Raw genomic sequence first — 20,056 nt, 5'->3', positions numbered from 1 at the left:
CACCGTTGGCTATAGGGCGTCGATCCATGCGGTAATCGCGGTGTTCACGTCGTCCGCGCGATCCTGCATGATCCAATGGCCTGTGTTGGTCCATACATCCACCTTCGATTTCGAATGCGAGAACCAGGAGCGCATGCGGTTCGCCTGCTCGGGGTCGCGGCACGTCTGATAGAAGGGAACGGTAAGGCTCTTGCACAACGTTGCGCTCGCTTCTCCAGTGCCGACCTGATCGTTGCCGAAGAACAGCGGACCGAACGACTCGCGCACGACATGCACTGGCATGCCCTGGACGCGCCTCGCGTGCCAACGCTTGAATGCCGGCTCAGTGATGCGGTCATAGACAAGCTGGAACAAGGCCGGCACCACGATGCCGGGATCGCCCGCATTCAAATCATGCGTGGTTTTTGCAAAAAGTTCGGCGGCGGCGCCGGAAAAACCGAGCGCGCCATCGACGGACACCACCGCGCTGACCAGATCCGGGCGCTTCGCGGCAAGCCGGGCTGCGATCTGGCCACCCATCGAATGCCCGACGAGAACGAACTTCTGTCCGGGATACCTCGTTGCGATAAATGCCTCGATGTCCGCGACGTAGTCGGCGGGCGTATAAGCGCCGGGCGGCATCAACTGCGATCTGCCATGCCCGCGCAGATCCACAGCGACGACGCGATACCTGCTTTCGAAGAGCGGCAGTTGCCAGCTCCAGTCATGCGAATCGCAAGTCCAGCCGTGGAGAAACATGACGTTCTTTCCCGTACCTACCTCGGTCGAGAACAGTGTGGCCGGCGATTTCGTTGCAGCAAAGGCTTCATGGTTCCCGAGAGTGGTCGCAATCGCTGCCGCACCGGCGACCTTCAGCATGTCGCGTCGAGACAGTTCGTGTTCCATCATTTTCATTCGCTATCCTTATTTATCACGAGTACATCAAACGCCTGGCTCGCTGGGCTGTGTGACGCCGAGCTCGAAGCAGTTGACCGGACTCCATGTTATACATTGGATATCTACGGTCAATTACGCACCTTCAGGTGCGCAGATATACAGGAAGATACCGACATGACTTGCGAGGTTGACGAGGTTTTCTTTGCGGATTGCGCCGCACGCTCGTTTTTCGATCAGGTGGCGAACAAGTGGTCAGTGATGATTCTCACGCTGCTGACCAGGAAGCCAACTCGCTTCAACGAGATCAAGCGCAGGCTGGAAGGAATCACGCATAAGGCGCTTACGCAGGCGTTGAGGCGTCTCGAACGCAATGGCCTCGTCGCGCGGAATGTGCTCAATACTTCGCCGGTCGCGGTGGAATACTCGATCACAGAACTCGGGCGTACCCTGCAGGTTCCGTTCGGAGCAGTCTATGAATGGTCGATCAAGCATTTGCATGAGATCGATCAGGCGCAAAAAGCCTACGATCAACAGATGCCGGCAGAGCAATAGGGCGAGAAGATCGGCGCGCTTATTCGATGATTGAGGCGCCGTTGTGAGTTGAGTGGCGACCTGTTTCTAGTGCAGTTTTCGTTCGATCGCGAAGTCGAGAAAAGCACGGGTCTTTGCCGGCACGTGGTGCCGGGATCGTCTCCTGGTCGTCTTTTAGTCGCCGATGGCCTAGTCGTCGATGGTTTCATGCACCGCTACGGCGCCCTGTTTCCAGTAGCTCGCCGCGCGAATCCGCGACTTGTCGACGCCGCGTTCGGTGCACAGGTGATAGCGAATCGCGCGAATCGTCGCGGATTCGCCCGCGGCCCACACATAGCCTTCGCCGTCATCCGGCAGATAGGTTGCGCGCACCGCTTGCAGCAACGCCTCGCCGCGCGTGCAGTGTTCGCTTCCGCTTCCGTTTTCGCGTTCGCTTCGATAACACCACACGAGATGCAGCTCGGCGTCGGTCCTGAATTCGATGCGAGCCGACGGATCGGCCACTTCGATCACCGCGGCGACGCGCTTGCCGGCCGGCAATTCCTCGAGGCGGCGCGCGATGGCGGGCAGGGCGGTGTCGTCGCCGATCAGCAGGTGCCAGTCGAAAGCCGTGGGAACCACGAGCGAGCCGCGCGGCCCGCCGATGCCCAGGTACTGGCCGGCTTTCGCCTGCGCCGCCCACGTTGCCGCGGGACCGGCTTCGTGCATCGCAAATTCGATATCGAGTTCGCGCGCGTCGCGATCGAAGCGGCGCGGCGTGAAATCGCGCGCCGTCGGGCGACGTCCTTCGGGGAACACGGGGCCGTCCGGGCCGGCTTGCGGCAGCACTGGTTTGTCGGCGCCCGGTTCGGGGAAGAAGACCTTGATGTGATCGTCGAACGAAGCGGACACGAAGTCGTGCAGGTCTTCGCCCGTGAAGGTCACGCGGATCAGATGCGGCGTGAGCGCCTGCACTTTCTTCACTTCCAGCAGACGGAACCTGAGCGGATGGCGCACGCGCTCTACGGCGAGGTCGGGTCGTTTTTCTTGAGTCGGCATTGAGTTGTTACTCCTGTCTGGTCGAAGTGTCGATGTCGATGTCACGCAGTGGCCGCATCGTCGCGCTTGCCGTTGCCTGAATCCTGTTCGCCTTCGATTTCCTTCGCGGCTCGCATCAGGATCGCGGCGATGCGGCGCTGTTCTTCCGCCGATGCGTTGTCCCGGCGCAGCAGCGCATTTTTCAGCGCGCGGCGCGCGGCGTTCAGCTCGGGCAGCCAGCCGCCTTCGCTCACGTCGGCCGGTTCTTCACCGGCAAACGCGCGGCGCACCGAGTCCATCTTGCGCGCGATGTGGCTCAGCTTCGCGAGCATCAACTCGACGCGCTCGCGGTTGGCCGCGAGGTACTCGCGTCCGGCTTGCGCGAGTTCGTAGCGCTTGCGGTTGCCTTCGAGCTGCACGGTGACGTAGCCGAGTTCTTCGAGGTACGTGAGCGCCGGGTACACCATGCCGGGGCTCGGGCTATAGAAGCCGTTAGAACGCGTTTCCAGCGCCTTGATGAGCTCGTAGCCGTGGCTCGGTTGCGCGTCGATCAGCGAGAGCAGCAGCAGTTGCAGATCGTCGGAGCTGAACTTGCGGCCGCGCGGGAAGCCATCGCCTTCGCCGCCGAAGCCGCCAGGGCTGCCGCCGAACGGACCGCGCCCGCCGCGTCCGCCGCGATGCTCGTGATGACGTCCGATTGCATGCCAGAACGCCCACGGCGAAAAGCGATGCGCGCTGCCGACGCGCTCGGCGTCTTCGCTGCGAACTGCGTGGTGATGAGCGAACGCGTGCCACAGCGCATGGAGCGAGGGGCGCTCGAAGCCGGCGTCGAAAGAAGCGTGATCCGCGCCGTGACGGCGGTCAAAACGATGGTGATGACGCATCTTGCGTCCTCCATTTATGTCTTAAGATGTGTCGTAAGATATATATCTAAAGATGGTTTGTCAAACTTTCTTTTGGGCGCTTATCGGCATGCAAGGACGCAACAAGGTCCGCGCGCGTCGCCGGCGTGACGGTCGCGAGACTGTACGACCAGGCGCGCGCCTTGCGTGCGAACGCTCATTCCGGCAACGCTGCACCTGACCTTCTGGAGAAAAGCATGGCAGACGTCGAACAGTTCAAGGACGACCTGGAAAACAACGCGGATGGCCTGATCGGAGGAAGCCGTGGCGATTTCATGGAGGCGCTTGGCGAGGCCGTCTACGCCCGGGCCGCGAGCGACCAGTTGGACAGCATCATCGCGGCTTACCTGAGCCTGCAGGAGGTGATCGACGAGAACGTCGACAACCTCGACGACGAGGCCGACCAGGCGATCGCTGATGCGACGGCCGAATTTAACGAAACGGTCGGCAGGATTCTGGGTGTGTGAGCGACTTGCGCACGCAAGGGCGGGCGCAAGGTCGGCAGCACCGTCTTTGCGCGCAAAAAATCTGGTGGTCTTCGCGTAACGCTACGCTAGAGCGTCTGCTGACTTACCGCGGGCCGATCCTCGCAACCGCAGCGATACGGCGATCTTCCCCAGTTGAAGAGCCGCGAGGTTTTCCCGATACCCGGATTGAAGGAGTTAGTCGGGTCGAGTTCCTCGTAGAACTGCTTGAGCGACTCCTTCGCCTCATACAGATGGCCGACGTTGTGCTCGGCCGGATACTCCGCACCGCGCGCGGCGAGTAGGGCGAGAATGTCGTCCTTGATGCGGTCGCAGTCCACACCCTTCTTCACCAGATATTCCTGATGCAGCACATGGCAGAAGAAGTGGCCGCAATACATGGTGAACTCGATGTGCTTCGAAATATGCTGCGGCAACTGTTCGAACCAGTCGGTTGCATTACGCGGCAGCGCGATGTCGAGCGCCACGATGTCCTCGACGGTTCGAGAATGAACGGCCCGATAGCGGACCACTGCGCCACCAATCGTAAAGCGGTTGAGAAACGCCGCGTCGCCTTCTTCTCGCGTGCATTCGAAGTAGTTGCCCTGAGCCGTCGGAAAGCGCGACTTTAGATAAGTACGCGCTTCGTCTACACCTTCATTGCCCATCTTCAATAACAGGTGATGCTCGAAGCGATCGCGGTACTCGATGAGTCGCCGCGGCAGATGCTCGGGCAAAAGCCGGCTCGCTGCCTGCAGCAGTCTGTCACTGATGGCCGTACCAAGGCCCGTCTTCTCGGTCATGGCGTCGAAGCGGCTCTTCGCCGCAAAGGCTAGCGGCACTTTGTCGGTGCCGAAAGCCCGAATGTAAAGGTACATGTCTTTCCCGTAGCGGCGACTGATATCGAACGCGCCACGGTGCATGTACTCGCCTGCAATCGGCAAACTCTGGAAACCGCCCAGAATATCGCGGCGGATTGATTCGAGCTCGGCCGGATCATTGCTGCCGATGTAGAACACCTGGGTGCGCTCGTCCGCCGCGAATGTGTCCAGCCGAAGGGCAAAAACCGCGAGGTGCCCCGCCGAGCCCGACGCTTCGTAAAGGCGGCGCGGGTCTGCGTTAAAGCGCGCGGGAGTCGATGCCGAGATATCCCGCACGTGGGTGCTGTATTCGTGGTCGGACGCGAGGAGTCCCATCGCTGGCGGAACATCGTGCGGCAGTTCGCCTGCGTCGAGGCGGCCAAGTATGGCTTCGGCGGAATCGCCCAAATCGATTCCCAGGTGGTTCACCAGCTTCAGTTCGCCGTCGGCTGTGACGCGGGCATGTATCGAAAGCTGGGTAAACGCGGGACCGCGGCGAATGAGAGACCCGCCCGAGTTGTTGCAAACGCCTCCCGTCACGGACGCGCCGATGCAACTCGATCCGATCACAGAATGGGGCTCGCGCTTGAGCGGCGCGAGACGCCTTTCCAGTTGGTCCAGGGTAACGCCCGGCTGACAAACGACCTGTTCGCCATTGCGAATCACGTCGAGCCGGCGCAACCGCATCGTATTGATCACGACTACCGGACGATCGTAGCCGTCCGCAACCGGCGTCGATCCGCCGGTCAAGCCGGTGTTGGCGGCCTGACAAATGACGATGACATTCGCATCATGGCACGCCTTTAGCGCCTGCCACATCTGGACCAATGTGCCAGGCTGCACAGCAGCCAATAGTGGACCGCTGCCATAGCGATATCCCTGGCGGAAGCGCCGCGTTTCAGCCGAGCCCGTAAAGACGAACTGGCTACCGACGATGTCGCCGAGCAGACGGACAAGATCGTGCTTCATGGCGCTTCTCCGCTGATGCTTGCACGGATATACGAGTCCTCCGTGCTTCGAATGTGGTTGCGCAGTTCGGTGCAGGCTTTGCGCGCATTGCCGTCGCGAATGAGTTGCATGATCTCGTAGTGCGTGTCGTGGCACGCCTGAATCGACGATTGCTCGTATGACCGGAACGGCGCGCTGCATGCCTGCGCCTATGGTTGAGATAGATATTAACAGGCGGCAGCCACAGAGCCTGCATTGATATCCACGATATCAATAGTCGATATCTCGAGGCATTGAACAATCCGATCGAATGGAAGCGAGTAGGTCTGAGTCAGCAGCGTCTTGGGCGCCTCCGAAGAAAGCACTCGGTGAAGCAGATCATTTAAAACAAATGGTCGATGCCGATGGTGAACGCGGTCTGACTCTTCACGCCGGCCGGGTTGAGCGTGCTCACCACCCCATGCTTGTACGAGGTGTAGTCGAGTTCGCTGTAGAGACTGGTGCGCTTGGACAGCAGGTAGCCAAGCGAGAGCACCGAGAGTCCGCGCCGGCTGGACTTGTCGTTCGTTACCGTGGTCTGGTAGTAGCTGCCGCGGAAAACCAGAGTCGACGTGATGGTCCACGAGAGGCCGCCGAACCCATTGTTCGTTACCTGGTGGGGCGTGGCTGGATTCTGCAAGTCCTCGGACATGAAACCGCCCGACAAACGCACCGGCCCGATCTTGTAGCTGGCGCCGACCATGTAGTAGCTGTCGCCCAGATAGGTCGAGCCAGTCAGTACACTGCGATGCCCATAGACGCCGCCGATCGCAACAGGACCTGTCGCATAGCTCACGCCCACGGCGCGCGCTGCGCCGCTGCTGAAATTGCCTGCCACGCCGCCGAAGGAGTTGTCCACTTCGAACAGCAGCGGCCCGAACGTGTTCTTGTACTTCACGGCATTACTGTTTCGCGTGCCATCAGAGGCCGTGGTCAGCGGAATGATCGGCGTGAAATGAAAGCCGAACGGATCGTAAATGCTGATGATGTCATGAGCAATGGTGTACTGCCGGCCGAGATCGAGCGAGCCGAATTTCGTATGGCCGATGCCGACAAACGCCTGCCGATTGAATTCGGTGCCTGTCGTGTTATCGAACTGGCCATTGCCGACGTTAAAGCCGCTTTCCAGCAGAAAATGCGCATTCCAGCCGTCGCCAAGGTCTTCCTTTGCGCGAAAGTCGAGCTTGTTCGAACTGTAGTAGCCGTTCGAGTTCATTGTCGTCACCGAGCCGCCGCCTTTTGCGGCGTTGGTCTGATGACGTATGCCGCCATCCACCGTTCCGTATAACTGCACGCTCGTTTGCGCGTGTGCGGGATTCGTTGCCAATGCGCCCGCAGTGGCCGAGATGCCCAATCCGATGATTTTCCAAACCTTGTCCACCGCTTGTCTCCTGATTTTCGTTGTGTTTTTAATGTACTGATTGATACGTAACCCTAATTAAATTGCCTATTGGGATTACTTTTGATCTACTCGCCGGGACCGCCCGGCACAACGCGGACGTACCGCCGGTCCTGCGTTAGTGGCCGGCTGAAGTGCTGCCCGGCTGTTCGAGCGAGTGCGCGGTTTCGGCGGGGTTGAAGCCCGTCTTCAGTTCATGGCGCAAGGCGACGCGGTCCAGTGCTTTTTCCCAATTCGCCACTACGATAGTGGCTACGCTGTTCCCTACGATGTTGGTGAAGACGAACGCGCTGGACATGGCCTTGTGAACGCCGAGAATCAGCGCGATGGATTCAACCGGAATCGTGTTCGACGCAGCCAGCGTTGCAGCGAGCACTGCGATTGCAGCGCCCGACACGCCGGCGGCTCCCTTCGACGTGAGCAGCAGCACCGCAAGCAACACCAACTGATCGTGCCAGTTCATCGGTGTATTGGTTGCCTGAGCGAGAAACACGGCGGCTGCGGCGAAGTAAAGGCACGTGCCGTCATGATTGAACGTATAGGCAGTTGGCAGCACCAGGCCAACCACCGACTTCTCGCAGCCAAGGCGTTCGAGCTTGTCGATCAGTTGTGGGAACACGGTTTCTGAAGAACTCGTACCGATTACGAGAAGCAGTTCTGCGCCGATATAGCGCATCAGGCGCAAAAGGCTGAAGCCGTTTACCTTTGCGATGGGCCACAGGATCAGCAGGAAAAAGAGCGCGCACGTCAGATAGAACTCCAGCACTAGCTTGCCGAGCGAGAGCAGCGTGCCGAAACCGAATTTGCTCACCGTGAAGGCGATGGCGCCGAAAGCTGCGAGTGGTGCGATCTTCATGGTCAGGCTGATTACCCAGAACAGCGCACCGGATACCGAATCGATGAAGTCGAGCGCGGGCTGCGCGCGTTCCCCGATTGCGGCCAGCCCAAAGGCGAATAGCACCGAAAAGAACAGCACTTGCAGGACGTCACCGCCAGCAAATGCGCTGATCGCCGTGTGCGGAATGACATTGAGCAGAAAGTCGCTCGTCGTGACCGCGTGATGAGCTTTCGCGACATAGGCATCGACGGCGGCCGAGTGCACGCTATGCATGTCGACGTTCATGCCGACGCCCGGCTTCAGCACGTTGATCGTTACAAGCCCCAGCACCAGCGCGAGAGAAGTCACCACCTCGAAATAGAAGAGGGCCTTGATCGCGACGCGGCCGACCTTCCCAAAGTCTTTGACGCCCGCAATGCCGCTGCATACGGTGCAGAAGATGATCGGCCCGATCAGCATCTGGATGATGCGGATAAAGGCGTCGCCGACGGGCTGCAGATTGATGCCGAACTTCGGAAAGAAGTAGCCCGTGGCGATTCCAAGCGCCATGCCGGCCAGCACCTGGAATGACAGGTCGCGATAGAACGGCTGACGTGGCTTTGGTTTCATGGCGCCCGTGCGAGGCAAGCTCATGGTGTCTCCTTGCTTAGGCCCATCCACGATGGGCTGCGGTGAAGCTTTGGCGAACTGGAGTCCGCTCGAAAACGTTGAAAGAGCCGTTATTCAGCTCGCGATGCCGCCGAGAATGTCGATGCTGTCAGCGAAAATTTCGTCGACGCTCAGCTTACGCGGCAGCAGTTGCTGTTGCTCGCAGAACGCGATTGTTTCCTCAAGCGGGCCGCGCAACGCGTCGTAGCCGAACAGCAGCTTGTCGGGCTTGCCCGCGTTGTGCGAGGCCACTGACGCTTTGCCGCGGCACAGCAGGTCGTACATTGCGCGCACCGCTCGCGGATGTGTATCCGCAAGCGATTGCGTCACTACCACGACGTGGTTCAGAGGCACGTAGCGATGAATCGCGTACCACGCGAGATCGGCGCTGGCCGCATCGTCGATCACGGGTTCAAGGCCGGCTTCGTCGGGCAGATCGTTGCCGAGGATGGCGGCGTCGATCTCGCCCGCGCGCAGCATCGGCAATAGCTGCTTGCCCGGCTCCGCGCGACGCACGAAGGACGGATCGCGATACTCTTCCAGATGCGCGCCCTCGGTCGTGACCCAGTCGATTTCCTCGAGCGGCACGCCATATGTGTTCGCGAGAATCGCGCGCACCCACATTGCGGTGGTCTGCGAATACGAGCGCACGCCGACTGTCTTGCCCACCAGGTTGCTCACGCCGAGCTTGCCGCGTTGAGCATTATAAATAATGCAGCCTTGCTGAAAGCGCGCGGCGACTACAGCGGGGAGCAGCACGACGGGCTTGTTATAAGCTTTCGCCTGCAAATACGTGACGATTGCCATTTCGCTGACGTCATACGCCTGGCGGCGCGCCATCGGTGCGAAGGCGCGGTGAATCGGTTCGATATCCTCGAACATCAGTTGCACGTTGGGATCGGCGAGTTCGCCATCTTTCAGCGGCCGCGTGTGCGGATAAGTCTTCAATGCAATTTTCAATTCAAGCGGTGGCATCTCAGTGCTCGCGTCCGTATATTCTTGTGTCATTGAGTCGATCCTCACGCGGCGAGAACCGGATAGACCGCGCGCGCGGTGCCGCCGAAGATTGCGTCGCGCGCGTCGGCGGGCAGCATCGCAAGGCTATTGCGCGCATCGGCAAGCAGTTGCGGCAGCGTGCCTTCGGCGGCCGGGAAATTCGACCCCCATGCGATGCGATGCGCACCGAACGCGTCGAGCACACGCGGGAAGAATGCGTCCGGCGTCGACGCGCCGCGAGATGCTTCGGCGATCGTGCGGTTTGTGAGCTTCAGATAAACGCCCTCGTGCGAAGCGAGGCTAAAGAGCGGCGCGGCGGCTTCATACGGCGGGCCGCCCGCCAAGTCGGGCCGCGCAAGGTGATCGAGCAGCACGCGGATATCCGGAAAGCGCGCCAGCATATTCAGCAGCGCCGGAATGCCTTGTGCCGTCATCTGCAAACAGATCGACACGTTATGGCGCTGCGCATAGTCCCACACCGGGAAGGAGCGCTCGTCGTCGAGCCAGCCTGCTTGCCCCGGCATCGTGCTGCCGGTCGTGAACAGGCGCAGGCCGGAGAGGCCCGCGTCGAGCCAGCGCTGCATCTGCATCACGGCGTCGCTTGCCAGCACGTCGATCGAAAACACGCCCGCGAAGCGGTCCGGGTGGTTTCTCACCGCGTCGACCACATAACTATTGTCGTTGCCATAAACCGTCGATGCCTGCACGACGACCGCCCGGTCAATGCCGGCCTCGTCGAGCGACGCAAGCAAGCCTTCGAAGCTGACAGGGCGTTTGGCCGACCATTCCGACTGGTGACCGCCGACGGGCGCGAGCGGATAGCGCTGCTTATCCGGGGAAATGGCGTGCGTGTGAGTGTCGATAACGACGGACATAAACGGGCTCCTTGCTGAAAACGTCTCGATCGAATGGCCTCAACTGTAAGCCTGCTGAAGCAAAACCCCTTAATACGAACTTCGGCATAAGGCATAAATTCCAGTTAAGCTGACGGCTTTCACGGGGCATGGGGAAGGCGATGGCGAAGCACCCGGACGAATCGCCCGACGACGATCTGACGCGGCTGAGGCGCTTATTTCTGTTCGATGCAGTGTGCGAGGCAGGCGGCATCGGCCAGGCTGCGACGCGCGCGGGCCGCACGCAGCCGGCCGTCAGCCTGGCAATCAGCAAGCTGGAGGCGAGTTTCGGCGGCGTGCTTTTCGAGCGGGGTTTTGGCGGCTCCGAATTGACTGCGCAAGGCGCGATACTGCAACGGCGCGTACGGCGCATGCTCGATCAGATGGAGCGCGCGGTCATGGGCCTGACGGGGCAAAATTCGTCGGCCGTGAATGCGCGCAACGTCTGCCGCCATCTGACCGATACGCAAGTCCGTTGTCACATCGCGATCGCACGTGCCGGATCGGCGTCGGAAGCGGCACAGCAGCTTGGCATTTCGCAGCCCGCCGTGCATCGCGCGGCGCGGCAGATTGAGCAGACGGTCGGTGTGTCGTTATATCGGCGACGCGTGCATAGCGTGTCGGCCAATGCCGCTGGACTCGAATTCGCTCGCTGCCTGAGCCTCGCGCTCTATGAAATTGCGCAGGCGCGCGAGGAGATCGCATACGCCCGGGGACAATTGAGCGGCAAGGTGGCGATCGGCGTGTTGCCGCTGATGCCGCCGCGTCTCGTCGCACGTGTGATCCAGCGGTTGCGCGAGCGCTATCCGTCCGCGCACGTCACTGTCGATGAGGGCTCGCACGCGGCGCTGCTTCGCGATCTGCGGATGGGCACGATCGACATCATCGTCGGCGGGTTGCGTGAGCCACGTCTCACCGGAGCCGTGCGGGAGACCGAGCTGTTTGCCGATCCGTATGTGGTCGCGGTGCGTAAGGGGCATCGCCTCGCGCGTAAAAAGTCTATCGCGCCTCGAGACATCGCCAATTACGAGTGGGTCGTCCCGCAGCACAATGTACCGCGCCGCTCGGTGATCGATTCGATCTTCGCGCGGTTGCCGATCAGGCCGCCGGTCGTCGTCGAGACGAGTTCTCTTGCGATGATGATGGCGATGCTGGTGGAAAGCGATTGCATCACACTGCTATCGCGTTCGCAGATTCGCGAGGCCTATCCGGGCAGCGAGATCGTTGCACTCGAGTTGAAAACGCCGGAAGCCGATCGTGCGGTCGGCTACACGGTGCGGGCGGACTGGCTCGGCACAGCGGTGCAGTCGGGCTTCATCGAGTATCTGCGGCAGGAGTGCTCCGTCGATAAGGCGGAAGGACTGCGGGAAGCACTAATGCGTTACAACTTTGAGTCCACAGACCGGGCGGGCTCGCGGATGCGCAGCTAACCAGGCAAAGCAGACGTATGCATGTCCGCAATCAATCGTCGTACGCACTGCGACACCGCGAGAAATTTCCCGCAAGTACTGCGCGTCGGGCGCACGCTTGTGACTACCACAAGCGGCAAGCAGCATCCCATCTGAAACAGAGCGCGAGAAAAACCCCGCACGCTCCGGCGACGAAGATGCCAACCGGCAGCCCTCTAACCGGTATCCACCATCGCAAACGCGTAAGCAGCGCGAGCAGGAGAAGGAAACCCGCAAGATATATCGCGGCTTCCGGCTGGAATTGGACAAAGCTCACTGGGACGAGTACTGCCGTGAAGAAAGCGGCCCAAAAAAGTCTGTCGTACAGGCGTGGCTCGGTGCAGCTAACCAGCCAATACGCAATGTCGCCAATCGCTAGCACCATTACAGCTTGCGCCATAACGATCAAAAATGCGGTGTTCCTTGAGACGCACTGGCGAGAATTTTCGACTTTTTGAGTTGGGGAGTTAGCCGGTTTTGTCAATGGATCACCCTGATATTTTGCCTGTCACACCAGAACCAGTATATTGCTCCAATCGTTCTGGCAGGCACTCTAAAGTAGCAGGCGGACCGCATTCTAGCTCCTTTGCTTCGTTCGACTCCTGGTCGACAAATGTCTCTCGCATAAGACAGTCAGCGGCCCAATACTGGCCGCTCGACATTAGCAGAAAGATAGCTGACAATTTCGAGTCATGTCATTGGGCCGTTCCACACTCGAATCCGGTTCCTCTCGTGATCTCACTTTCCGATCCTGTCGTTGCGTCCGTCGAATTGATCGACACGGGCGAACGGTTTGTCGATCCTGGTGACACCGGCGATCTGGTGCTAGTGGATCGCACGCGTAGCGTCGTCTCTAACCCGAGCAGACATTTCCTGAAGGTTCGCGTTGGCGTCGCTGAACGGCTAATGTTCGCAGCGCAGAGGCTTTCCATTCAAGGCCTGCGATTGTTAGTCAAGGAAGGATACCGGCCGCTATCGCTTCAGCGATCCTACTTCGACCGTCGCCTGTCCGCGCTCCGAATGCAATACCCGTCGGCGTCGGATGCTCTTTTGATCGAACTGACAAGTCGCTATGCCGCTCCGCCGGAGGTGGCCGCGCATCCGACGGGCGCCGCCGTCGACTTGACACTTGCGACCCAAGAGGGCGTCGAGTTGAATATGGGAAGCGTGTTGAACGCCACTGACGAAGAGTCATCGGGCGCATGTTACACAGCCTGTCAGTTCATTAGCCGGCAGGCGCAGGCTAACCGTCAGTTATTGGCGACGGCTATGATTGCCGCGGGTTTCGTCAACTATCCGCCGGAATGGTGGCACTGGTCCTACGGCGACCGATATTGGGCGGTAATTTCTGACGAGCCATGTGCCATCTATGGCCCAGTCGAAGAAGAGCGTCTGTGAGGAGCACGCGGATGATTCAAGGGTATCGCGACGAGCAAGCAACGAACGGATTTGCGCCCGTCTGGATGGATATCGCGTTCAAGGAACGAGGTGTCAAGCGCTACGGCGCGGGTCAATGCAACCCGAGGATTGCCGAGTATAACGAAACCACCCAATTGGCAGGCTACGACGACAAGATCGCATGGTGTTCGTCATTTCTCAACTGGTGCATGAAGCAATCGGGCATTGAAGGAACTCGGTCGGCCCTGGCCCGTTCCTGGCTAACTTGGGGAAACGAGCTCGCCGCACCGATCTACGGCTGCGTGGCAGTGTTGACTACCGACGATGCCGTTGAATGGAAGGGGCATGTAGGGTTCTTTCTCAGATCAGACGCCCAGAACGTTTACCTGTTCGGAGGCAATCAGCTTGAAGAGGTGCGTGAGTTAGCTTATCCGCTCGACCGCGTGTTGGCATATCGCTGGCCGTAAGTGAAGGCCGCGTTCCGGGCGTCACCTGAATGGTGATCGGCAACGCCACTATGCGGAAGCGGTCTGCGCGAAGCGCACGATCAACGCGGCTGGAAAGCAATAATCGCCATGCCGATCAGTGAAAACGATACACCTGTCCAATCCCAGGCCGTCGGTCTCATCCCTTCTACAGCCCAAAGCCAGATGAGCGCGACACCGATATAAACGCCACCATAGGCGGCGTAAACGCGACCCGCAGCAGATGGATGCAACGTCAGCAGCCAGGCGAACATTGCGAGAGAAAAGGCGGCCGGAATTAGCAGAGTCGCGCTCTTTCCCTCTTTGAGCCACAGATACGGCAGATAGCAGCCAACGATTTCGGCCATTGCCGTAGCGATATAGAGAAGCAGTGTTTTCATGGGTCGATTGGAGAGGAAGGCGGGTGACGAACGACTGCGACACTCCGCAACGTAGACTCAGCGGTCCTCATCCGCGCCAAACCGTTCGACCACAAAATCGATGAAGCTTCGCAGCTTAAGCGACATCTGCCGCTCGCGCAGATAAAGCAGACTTAGCTGCCGCTCGGGCGCCGAATACTCAGGCAGTACTTTGCGCAACCGCTTCGCGCGCAGATCGTCGTCGATGAGAATTGCCGGCAGCATCGCGATACCGAGGCCACGCAAAACGGCCTTGCGCAACGCCTCGGCGTTGTCGATTTTCAGGCGGCCATCTACTGGCACGCTCGCGCGGCCGTCCCGTCCATGCAAGATCCATTCGGCCTGTGCCGCGTGCCATTCCGAGCGCGGCGGATACGCATACGTCAGGCACTGATGCGCCGAGAGTTCATCGGGCGTCGCGGGACTGCCATGCGCCTTCAGATAAGCCGGCGACGCGCACAGCACCAGCCTGTACGGCGTGAGAGGCCGTGCGACCAGGTCCGGGTTGGCCAGCGCACCGATACGGATCGCCGCTTCAAAGCCATCGTCCATAAGATCGGAGAGTGCGTCCGTGGCGACAATGTCGAGCTTCACCTCGGGATAACGCGCGCAATAATCCGCGATCGATGGAATCAGGCATTCGTTGCTGAACACGATGGGTGCGGTGACGCGCAGGCGGCCGCGCGGCGTCGCGAGATGGTCGAGCGCGAGCTGCTCGGAATCGTCGATCAACCCGAGAATCTCGACGCAACGTTGGTAATACGCCTGCCCGAACGCGCTGACCTGCTGCTTGCGAGTCGTGCGATGGATGAGGCGCGTGCCGAGCCGCGTCTCCAGTGCCTGCAGGTGGTTGCCGACCATGGTCGGCGAGAGCTCGCACGCTACCGCGGCTGCCGTCAGACTGCCGGTTTCCACCACCCGCACGAATACGGTCATCGCTTTGAGAAGATCCATTCCCCCATAATAATTGGTTCTGTTGCCATTCGCCGTGCGTTTATCAATTTTTGCGAAGGTAATAGAGTGTGTCCACGCTCGACGCGCGGGCCAGTCCGGCTCGCTTCGCGCCATTCCATGCACGGACATCATGCGCGCACCCATCCACTCATCCAACCGGTCTCCAAGACTCGCGCTGCTCGCGACCAGCCTCGGCTTCGTCATCATCTGTCTCGACGTCACGGTCGTGAACGTTGCGCTAGCGAGGATGCGCGACGGCCTGCAGATCGACTCGACCGCGCTCGAATGGGTCGTCAACGCATATACGCTCGCGTTCGCGAGCTTGCTGCTCACGGCCGGTGCGCTGGCGGATCGTCTGGGAGCGCGGCGCGTCTTCGTTGGCGGCTTCGCGGTTTTCACGTGTGCGTCGATCGGCTGCGCGCTGTCGGATGGCGCGGGCATGCTCGTGGCGTCGCGTGCAGTGCAGGGCGTGGGCGCGGCGCTGTGCGTGCCGTCGTCGATGGCGCTGCTGGGCGCGGCGTTTCCGGACGCGGATGCGCGCGCCAAGGCCGTCAGCATCTGGGCGGGCACGGCGGCGTTAGCGCTCGGTGCCGGGCCGCTGGTGGGCGGGTTGCTGGTCGACCGGTTCGGCTGGCCTTCCATCTTTCTGATCAACGTGCCGATTGGCGTGGCGGGCATCTGGCTGACGCTCGCTCATGCGCCCGAAACGCTGCGTCATGCAGCGCGTCGAATCGATCTGGCCGGGCAGACGCTCGCCGTTGTCACACTGGCCGCGCTGACGTATGCGGTCGTCGAGAGTGGCCGGCTTGGATGGACGAGCACGATCGTGCTGTCGGGGCTCACGATATCGGTCGTCATGGCTGCGCTGTTCATCACCGTCGAGGCGCGATCTGCGCAACCGCTGTTGCCGCTCGCGCTGTTTCGCAGCGCCGCGGTGAGTGTGAGCGCGCTGACGGGGTGGTCGCTGAACTTCGGGTACTACGGCCTGATGTTTGCGATGAGTTTGTTTTTCCAGAGCGTGCGCCACGACACGCCGCTTGAAACCGGCCTCGCGTTCCTGCCGATGACTGCCGTAGTGACAGTCGCGAACCTTGTATCCGGCAGGCTCACCGCGCGCTTCGGCTATCGCCTGCCGATGCTCTATGGTCAAGCATTGGCGGCGCTCGGCTACCTTGCGCTCGTGTTCGTGCACGCGGACAGCAGCGCGCTGGCGATAGCGTTGCCGTTACTGGCGGTGGGCAGTGGAGTTGCGCTCGCGGTTCCATCGATCAACACGGCGGTGCTGATGCATGTGGGGCCGTCTCGCGTCGGGATCGCGTCGGGGGTGCTGAATAGCGCGCGTCAGATCGGCGGCGTGGTCGGAGTCGGAGTGTTCGGCTCGCTGGTCAGGCCCGAGTCCAACGATATGGTTGCAGGGCTGCATATCGCGGTGGCCCTCGCGTTTGCGACGACGCTCTTAAGCCTCGTGGTGGCCAGGACGCGGCTTGAACAACGCCAATCTGCCATCGCGAAATGTGCTGGTTGAAGCTGCGTCATGACAATGCGAGCGCGAGATTCCCGACACTCGTTGAACGCACTTGCGGCCGACCGACCGTTAGCTCGAGCCATCGGCGACTATTACTGGCCCAGCATCAGATTCAGATTCTGAACCGCAGCGCCCGACGCGCCTTTGCCAAGATTGTCGAAAACCGCGGACAGCAGAACATGTCCGTGTTCGATGTTAGGAAATACGCTTAAGCGCATGTCGTTCGTACCGTTTAGCGCTTGCGGATCCAGGTGCGTCAAGGCCCCCGATTCAAGCAGCGGCAAGACATCGACGTGCGCTGCGTCCGCATAGTGGCGTGCGAGGCATGCGTGCAACTTCGCGCCGTCCACATCGGGTCCGAGCAGCCGCAACTGGAGCGGCACCGTCAGCACAATGCCCTGGCGAAAAGCACCATACGCAGGGACGAAGATGGGCCGCTGCGCGAGTCCTGCGTGCGTCTGGATTTCCGGGGTGTGCTTGTGCGCGAGTTCCAGACCGTATATCTGGAACGGAGGCGCGTCGACGGCATCTTGTCCCTCGTGTTGCTCCACGCCGGCACGACCGCGTCCGGAGTAGCCGGACACTGCATGAATGCTGATGGGGTAGCTATCTGGTATCAGCCCAGCCTGCAACAGCGGACGCAGCAATCCGATTGCCCCCGTCGGATAGCAGCCGGGATTGGTGACGCGACGGGCGCTCGCGATGCGCTCGGCTTGTCCCGGCGTCATTTCCGGGAAGCCGTATGTCCAGCCCGGCTGTGTCCGGTGCGCCGAGCTTGCGTCGATGACTCTGACGGCAGGATTAACGATGGCGTCCACCGCCTCGCGTGCGGCGGCATCGGGCAAACAGAGAATGGCGATGTCGCAGGCGTTGATGGCTTCCGCGCGACGGCGCGCATCCTTGCGGTCGGCGGCGGGGAGCGTGAACAGCGAGATGTCGGTCCGATCGCGCAGCCGTTCGTGGATCTGCAGTCCGGTAGTGCCTTGGTCGCCGTCGATGAAAACAAGGGGAGTGCTCATACGCGGAATACTCCGAGTGGTGGCTAAGGGAAGAATGAGCCCTATGTTCCCTGAGCGGCTAGAATAGGGAAAGTTGAATTTGATGACCATAAAGTTCAATTTTCCTGAATCGGGACGCCGACATGCGAGAGATCAGCCTGGACCGCTTGCGCACTTTGATTGCGATAACCGAGCGCGGCTCATTTGCCGACGCAGCGCGTGCATTGAATCTCGCCCCTCCGACGGTCAGCCTCCATATCGCCGAGCTGGAGGACCGCATCGGGGCGCCGCTCCTGTCTCGCAAGCGCGGGCAGGTAAGGCCGTCGGCGATAGGCGAGGTGCTGGTGGAGCGCGCGCGTCGATTGCTGGCCGATGCGGAGCAGGCGTTGGACGATATTCAACGCCAGGTGCAGGGGCTCGAAGGGCGCGTGCGGCTCGGTGCGTCGACCGGTGTGATCGCGTACCTGTTGCCGCAAGCGCTGGAGGCGCTGCGCCAGCGCAATCCCGCGATCGATATTCAGCTTGCGGTGCTCACATCGCGTGAGACGCTGTCCCGATTGGCGGATGGAACGCTGGACGTCGGGCTGGTCGCACTGCCTCAGCCTCCCGTGGCCGGACTCGCGATAAAGGCCTGGCGGCGCGACCCCGTGATGGCCTTTGTGCCGGCGCATTGGCGCTGCCCCGCCCGTGTAACGCCTGCATGGCTTGCCGCACAGCCTCTCATTCTCAATGACGCGACTACGCGGCTCTCGCGCTTAACGGCGGAGTGGTTTGCGACCGCAGGGCATCATCCTGCGCCGCGCATTCAGCTCAACTTCAACGACGCAATCAAGAGTCTGGTAGCGGCAGGTTACGGCGCAGCGCTTTTGCCCCACGAGGCGACCACGCCATTACCCGACAGGCGCGTCGTCATGCGTCCGCTGCGCCCGGCGTTGTGGCGCCGACTCGGCATTGCACACCGTGCCGGGCACGTTGAGCGTGCCACTCAACACGTACTCGATGTCTTGTGGGATCTGCGATTAGCGTAGGCGGTTGTCGGTTGCCGTCTCGGTTCGGTCTCGACGGGACAGCACGCGACTATCCCGTCATCGGACCAAAGTCCGATACAACATTCGTATAGACCCATATAGGCTGGAAGCACATCTGCTTTCGCACTGTCGTCGCACGCAGTTCGCTCAACGTACAGGACCAGACCGCCGGCTCGCGCCAGTCATGCACGCTCCGGAAGGAATCCGCATGCGCGTCCATCTCGCTGCGCCCTCAGTTGCTTTGTCGATTGCTTTGTCACTCGCGGTGTCCGGCTGCAATACGCCGCCGATTACAGATAGTCAGCGGTTGCCGTCGGACCGCATCTGCATTGATGGTCTCTTACAGGCAGCAAGAGGACACAATCATGGCGGCCGCGAGTCCGATTGCCGGTGCAGTACTGCTGGGTCTGTGGCTCTCGCTGGCGAGCGTGCCTTCAATTTCGAATGCCGCCGATGGCGAAGCCCTGGCGAGCGTGAAGACTCGCGGCGTCCTGCGTTGCGGTGTTAGCGAAGGCGTCGCGGGTTTCTCCTCTCAGGACGCCGCCGGACAATGGTCGGGTATCGATGTCGACTTCTGCCGGGCGTTGGCAGCAGCAGCGCTTGGCGATAGCCGCAAGGTCGCGTTCGTGCCGTTGAAGGCGTCGGAGCGATTTCCCGCGCTCGAGACGCGGCGAATCGACGTGCTCTCCCGCAACACCACCTGGACTTTGCTGCGCGAAGGCGCACTCAAGGCGCAGTTCGCAGGCGTGCTGTTCTACGACAACCAGGCTTTCATGGTTCCGGCCGCAAGCGCATCGCAATCGGCTGACGCGCTAAAAGGGGCAACCGTGTGCGTACAGAAGGACACGTCTACGCTTAGCCATCTCATCGCGTATTCGGATACAAGCGGGGCGGACATCAAGCCTCTCGTGGCGGGTTCCGCGGACGAGGCGAGGCGGGCATTCTTCGCAGGCCGCTGCGCCGCCTACACAGCGGACGCATCGTACCTTGCCGCGCTGCTTCTGCACGCACCGGGCGGCTCGCAGGCCTTCGCGATCCTTCCCGAGCGGATCTCGAAAGAGCCGCTTGGGCCTGTCGTGCGCGGGGGCGATCAGGCATGGCTCACGCTCGTGCGTTGGGTGCTGCTGACGTTGATAGCCGCCGAAGAGATGGACGTGACGCGGGAGAACCTTGAGTTTCGCCTGCGCAATCCATCGGTATCCAGGGCTCTCGTGCCGGACGACACGGTGACCCGCACAATCGGCGTTGAGCCTGGCTGGACCGTGCGAGCTCTCGAAAGCGTGGGCAATTACGGGCAGATGTTCGATCGCAACGTCGGCGCGCACAGTCCTCTCGGTCTCGCGCGCGGAACGAACGACTTATGGACCCGTGGCGGCCTGATGTACGCGCCGCCCATTCGTTGAATCGCGCG

Annotated in this window: 19 protein-coding genes; 8 read left to right on the top strand and 11 right to left on the bottom strand. The window is 61.0% G+C overall.

The window, feature by feature from the left end; all coding sequences use genetic code 11:
- Positions 1-9: 9 nt before the first annotated feature.
- Positions 10-894, bottom strand: a complete 885-nt coding sequence (locus tag AB6809_RS12200) for an alpha/beta fold hydrolase (RefSeq protein WP_371026733.1) — start codon at positions 892-894, stop codon at positions 10-12.
- On the opposite strand from AB6809_RS12200, the gene AB6809_RS12195 reads away from it, so the two are divergent.
- Positions 877-1,428 carry a winged helix-turn-helix transcriptional regulator gene (locus tag AB6809_RS12195; protein WP_371026732.1) on the top strand — a complete coding sequence of 184 codons (552 nt, stop codon included), beginning with the start codon at positions 877-879 and terminating at the stop codon, positions 1,426-1,428. The two genes, AB6809_RS12200 and AB6809_RS12195, sit on opposite strands and share 18 nt — an antisense overlap.
- A gap of 168 nt (positions 1,429-1,596) precedes the next feature.
- Here AB6809_RS12195 and AB6809_RS12190 read toward each other — a convergent pair whose 3' ends face one another.
- Complete coding sequence (locus tag AB6809_RS12190; RefSeq protein WP_371026731.1) at positions 1,597-2,445, bottom strand: siderophore-interacting protein; 849 nt, start codon at positions 2,443-2,445, stop codon at positions 1,597-1,599.
- 41 nt (positions 2,446-2,486) lie between these two features.
- Positions 2,487-3,308 (bottom strand): PadR family transcriptional regulator, encoded by an 822-nt coding sequence (locus AB6809_RS12185; RefSeq protein WP_006046743.1) that lies wholly within the window; start codon positions 3,306-3,308, stop codon positions 2,487-2,489.
- 215 nt (positions 3,309-3,523) lie between these two features.
- On the opposite strand from AB6809_RS12185, the gene AB6809_RS12180 reads away from it, so the two are divergent.
- Positions 3,524-3,793, top strand: coding sequence for a hypothetical protein (locus tag AB6809_RS12180; RefSeq protein WP_006046744.1), 270 nt, complete (start codon positions 3,524-3,526; stop codon positions 3,791-3,793).
- An 86-nt stretch (positions 3,794-3,879) separates the two neighbouring features.
- Here AB6809_RS12180 and dld read toward each other — a convergent pair whose 3' ends face one another.
- The 5 genes from dld to AB6809_RS12155 all read right to left on the bottom strand — a co-directional run bounded on the left by dld (position 3,880) and on the right by AB6809_RS12155 (position 10,393).
- Positions 3,880-5,619, bottom strand: a complete 1,740-nt coding sequence (gene dld, locus AB6809_RS12175) for a D-lactate dehydrogenase (RefSeq protein WP_371026730.1) — start codon at positions 5,617-5,619, stop codon at positions 3,880-3,882.
- 361 nt (positions 5,620-5,980) lie between these two features.
- The gene (locus AB6809_RS12170) at positions 5,981-7,018 is read right to left on the bottom strand and encodes a porin (RefSeq protein ID WP_307259012.1); all 1,038 of its coding nucleotides are present in this window, start codon (positions 7,016-7,018) and stop codon (positions 5,981-5,983) included.
- A 136-nt stretch (positions 7,019-7,154) separates the two neighbouring features.
- Positions 7,155-8,507 (bottom strand): C4-dicarboxylate transporter DctA, encoded by a 1,353-nt coding sequence (dctA, locus tag AB6809_RS12165; RefSeq protein WP_029965808.1) that lies wholly within the window; start codon positions 8,505-8,507, stop codon positions 7,155-7,157.
- A 90-nt stretch (positions 8,508-8,597) separates the two neighbouring features.
- Complete coding sequence (locus AB6809_RS12160; RefSeq protein ID WP_307259013.1) at positions 8,598-9,530, bottom strand: hypothetical protein; 933 nt, start codon at positions 9,528-9,530, stop codon at positions 8,598-8,600.
- An 11-nt stretch (positions 9,531-9,541) separates the two neighbouring features.
- Positions 9,542-10,393, bottom strand: a complete 852-nt coding sequence (locus AB6809_RS12155; RefSeq protein ID WP_029965805.1) for an amidohydrolase — start codon at positions 10,391-10,393, stop codon at positions 9,542-9,544.
- A gap of 140 nt (positions 10,394-10,533) precedes the next feature.
- On the opposite strand from AB6809_RS12155, the gene AB6809_RS12150 reads away from it, so the two are divergent.
- The 3 genes from AB6809_RS12150 to AB6809_RS12140 all read left to right on the top strand — a co-directional run bounded on the left by AB6809_RS12150 (position 10,534) and on the right by AB6809_RS12140 (position 13,724).
- Positions 10,534-11,841 carry a LysR substrate-binding domain-containing protein gene (locus AB6809_RS12150; RefSeq protein WP_051153863.1) on the top strand — a complete coding sequence of 436 codons (1,308 nt, stop codon included), beginning with the start codon at positions 10,534-10,536 and terminating at the stop codon, positions 11,839-11,841.
- A 750-nt stretch (positions 11,842-12,591) separates the two neighbouring features.
- The gene (locus tag AB6809_RS12145) at positions 12,592-13,257 is read left to right on the top strand and encodes a M15 family metallopeptidase (RefSeq protein WP_029965801.1); all 666 of its coding nucleotides are present in this window, start codon (positions 12,592-12,594) and stop codon (positions 13,255-13,257) included.
- Between the two features lie 11 nt (positions 13,258-13,268).
- A complete protein-coding gene (locus AB6809_RS12140) occupies positions 13,269-13,724 on the top strand; it encodes a TIGR02594 family protein (protein WP_029965800.1) in 456 nt (151 codons plus the stop codon).
- A gap of 80 nt (positions 13,725-13,804) precedes the next feature.
- On the opposite strand, the gene AB6809_RS12135 is transcribed toward AB6809_RS12140, so the two are convergent.
- Both AB6809_RS12135 and AB6809_RS12130 read right to left on the bottom strand, forming a co-directional pair.
- Complete coding sequence (locus tag AB6809_RS12135; RefSeq protein ID WP_029965799.1) at positions 13,805-14,122, bottom strand: YnfA family protein; 318 nt, start codon at positions 14,120-14,122, stop codon at positions 13,805-13,807.
- A 57-nt stretch (positions 14,123-14,179) separates the two neighbouring features.
- Entirely contained in the window at positions 14,180-15,094 is a 915-nt protein-coding gene (locus AB6809_RS12130) for a LysR family transcriptional regulator (RefSeq protein ID WP_029965797.1), read from the bottom strand.
- A gap of 130 nt (positions 15,095-15,224) precedes the next feature.
- On the opposite strand from AB6809_RS12130, the gene AB6809_RS12125 reads away from it, so the two are divergent.
- Positions 15,225-16,619: an MFS transporter gene (locus AB6809_RS12125; protein ID WP_371026729.1), complete on the top strand. Its 1,395-nt coding sequence runs from the start codon at positions 15,225-15,227 to the stop codon at positions 16,617-16,619.
- Between the two features lie 92 nt (positions 16,620-16,711).
- Here the strand turns inward: AB6809_RS12125 and argC are convergent, their stop codons facing one another.
- Positions 16,712-17,638, bottom strand: coding sequence for an N-acetyl-gamma-glutamyl-phosphate reductase (gene argC / locus AB6809_RS12120; RefSeq protein WP_029965794.1), 927 nt, complete (start codon positions 17,636-17,638; stop codon positions 16,712-16,714).
- Positions 17,639-17,760: 122 nt separating this feature from the next.
- Here argC and AB6809_RS12115 point away from each other — a divergent pair, with 122 nt between their 5' ends.
- A complete protein-coding gene (locus AB6809_RS12115; RefSeq protein WP_029965792.1) occupies positions 17,761-18,645 on the top strand; it encodes a LysR family transcriptional regulator in 885 nt (294 codons plus the stop codon).
- A gap of 365 nt (positions 18,646-19,010) precedes the next feature.
- Positions 19,011-20,048 (top strand): amino acid ABC transporter substrate-binding protein, encoded by a 1,038-nt coding sequence (locus AB6809_RS12110; RefSeq protein WP_029965790.1) that lies wholly within the window; start codon positions 19,011-19,013, stop codon positions 20,046-20,048.
- Positions 20,049-20,056 lie beyond the last annotated feature (8 nt).

It is taken from the genome of Paraburkholderia sp. RCC_158 (assembly GCF_041355255.1).
In the GTDB taxonomy this organism is placed as follows: Bacteria; Pseudomonadota; Gammaproteobacteria; order Burkholderiales; family Burkholderiaceae; genus Paraburkholderia; species Paraburkholderia graminis.
The sequence above is the reverse complement of the archived record's forward strand: the minus strand, read 5'-3'. Positions and strand labels throughout refer to the sequence as shown.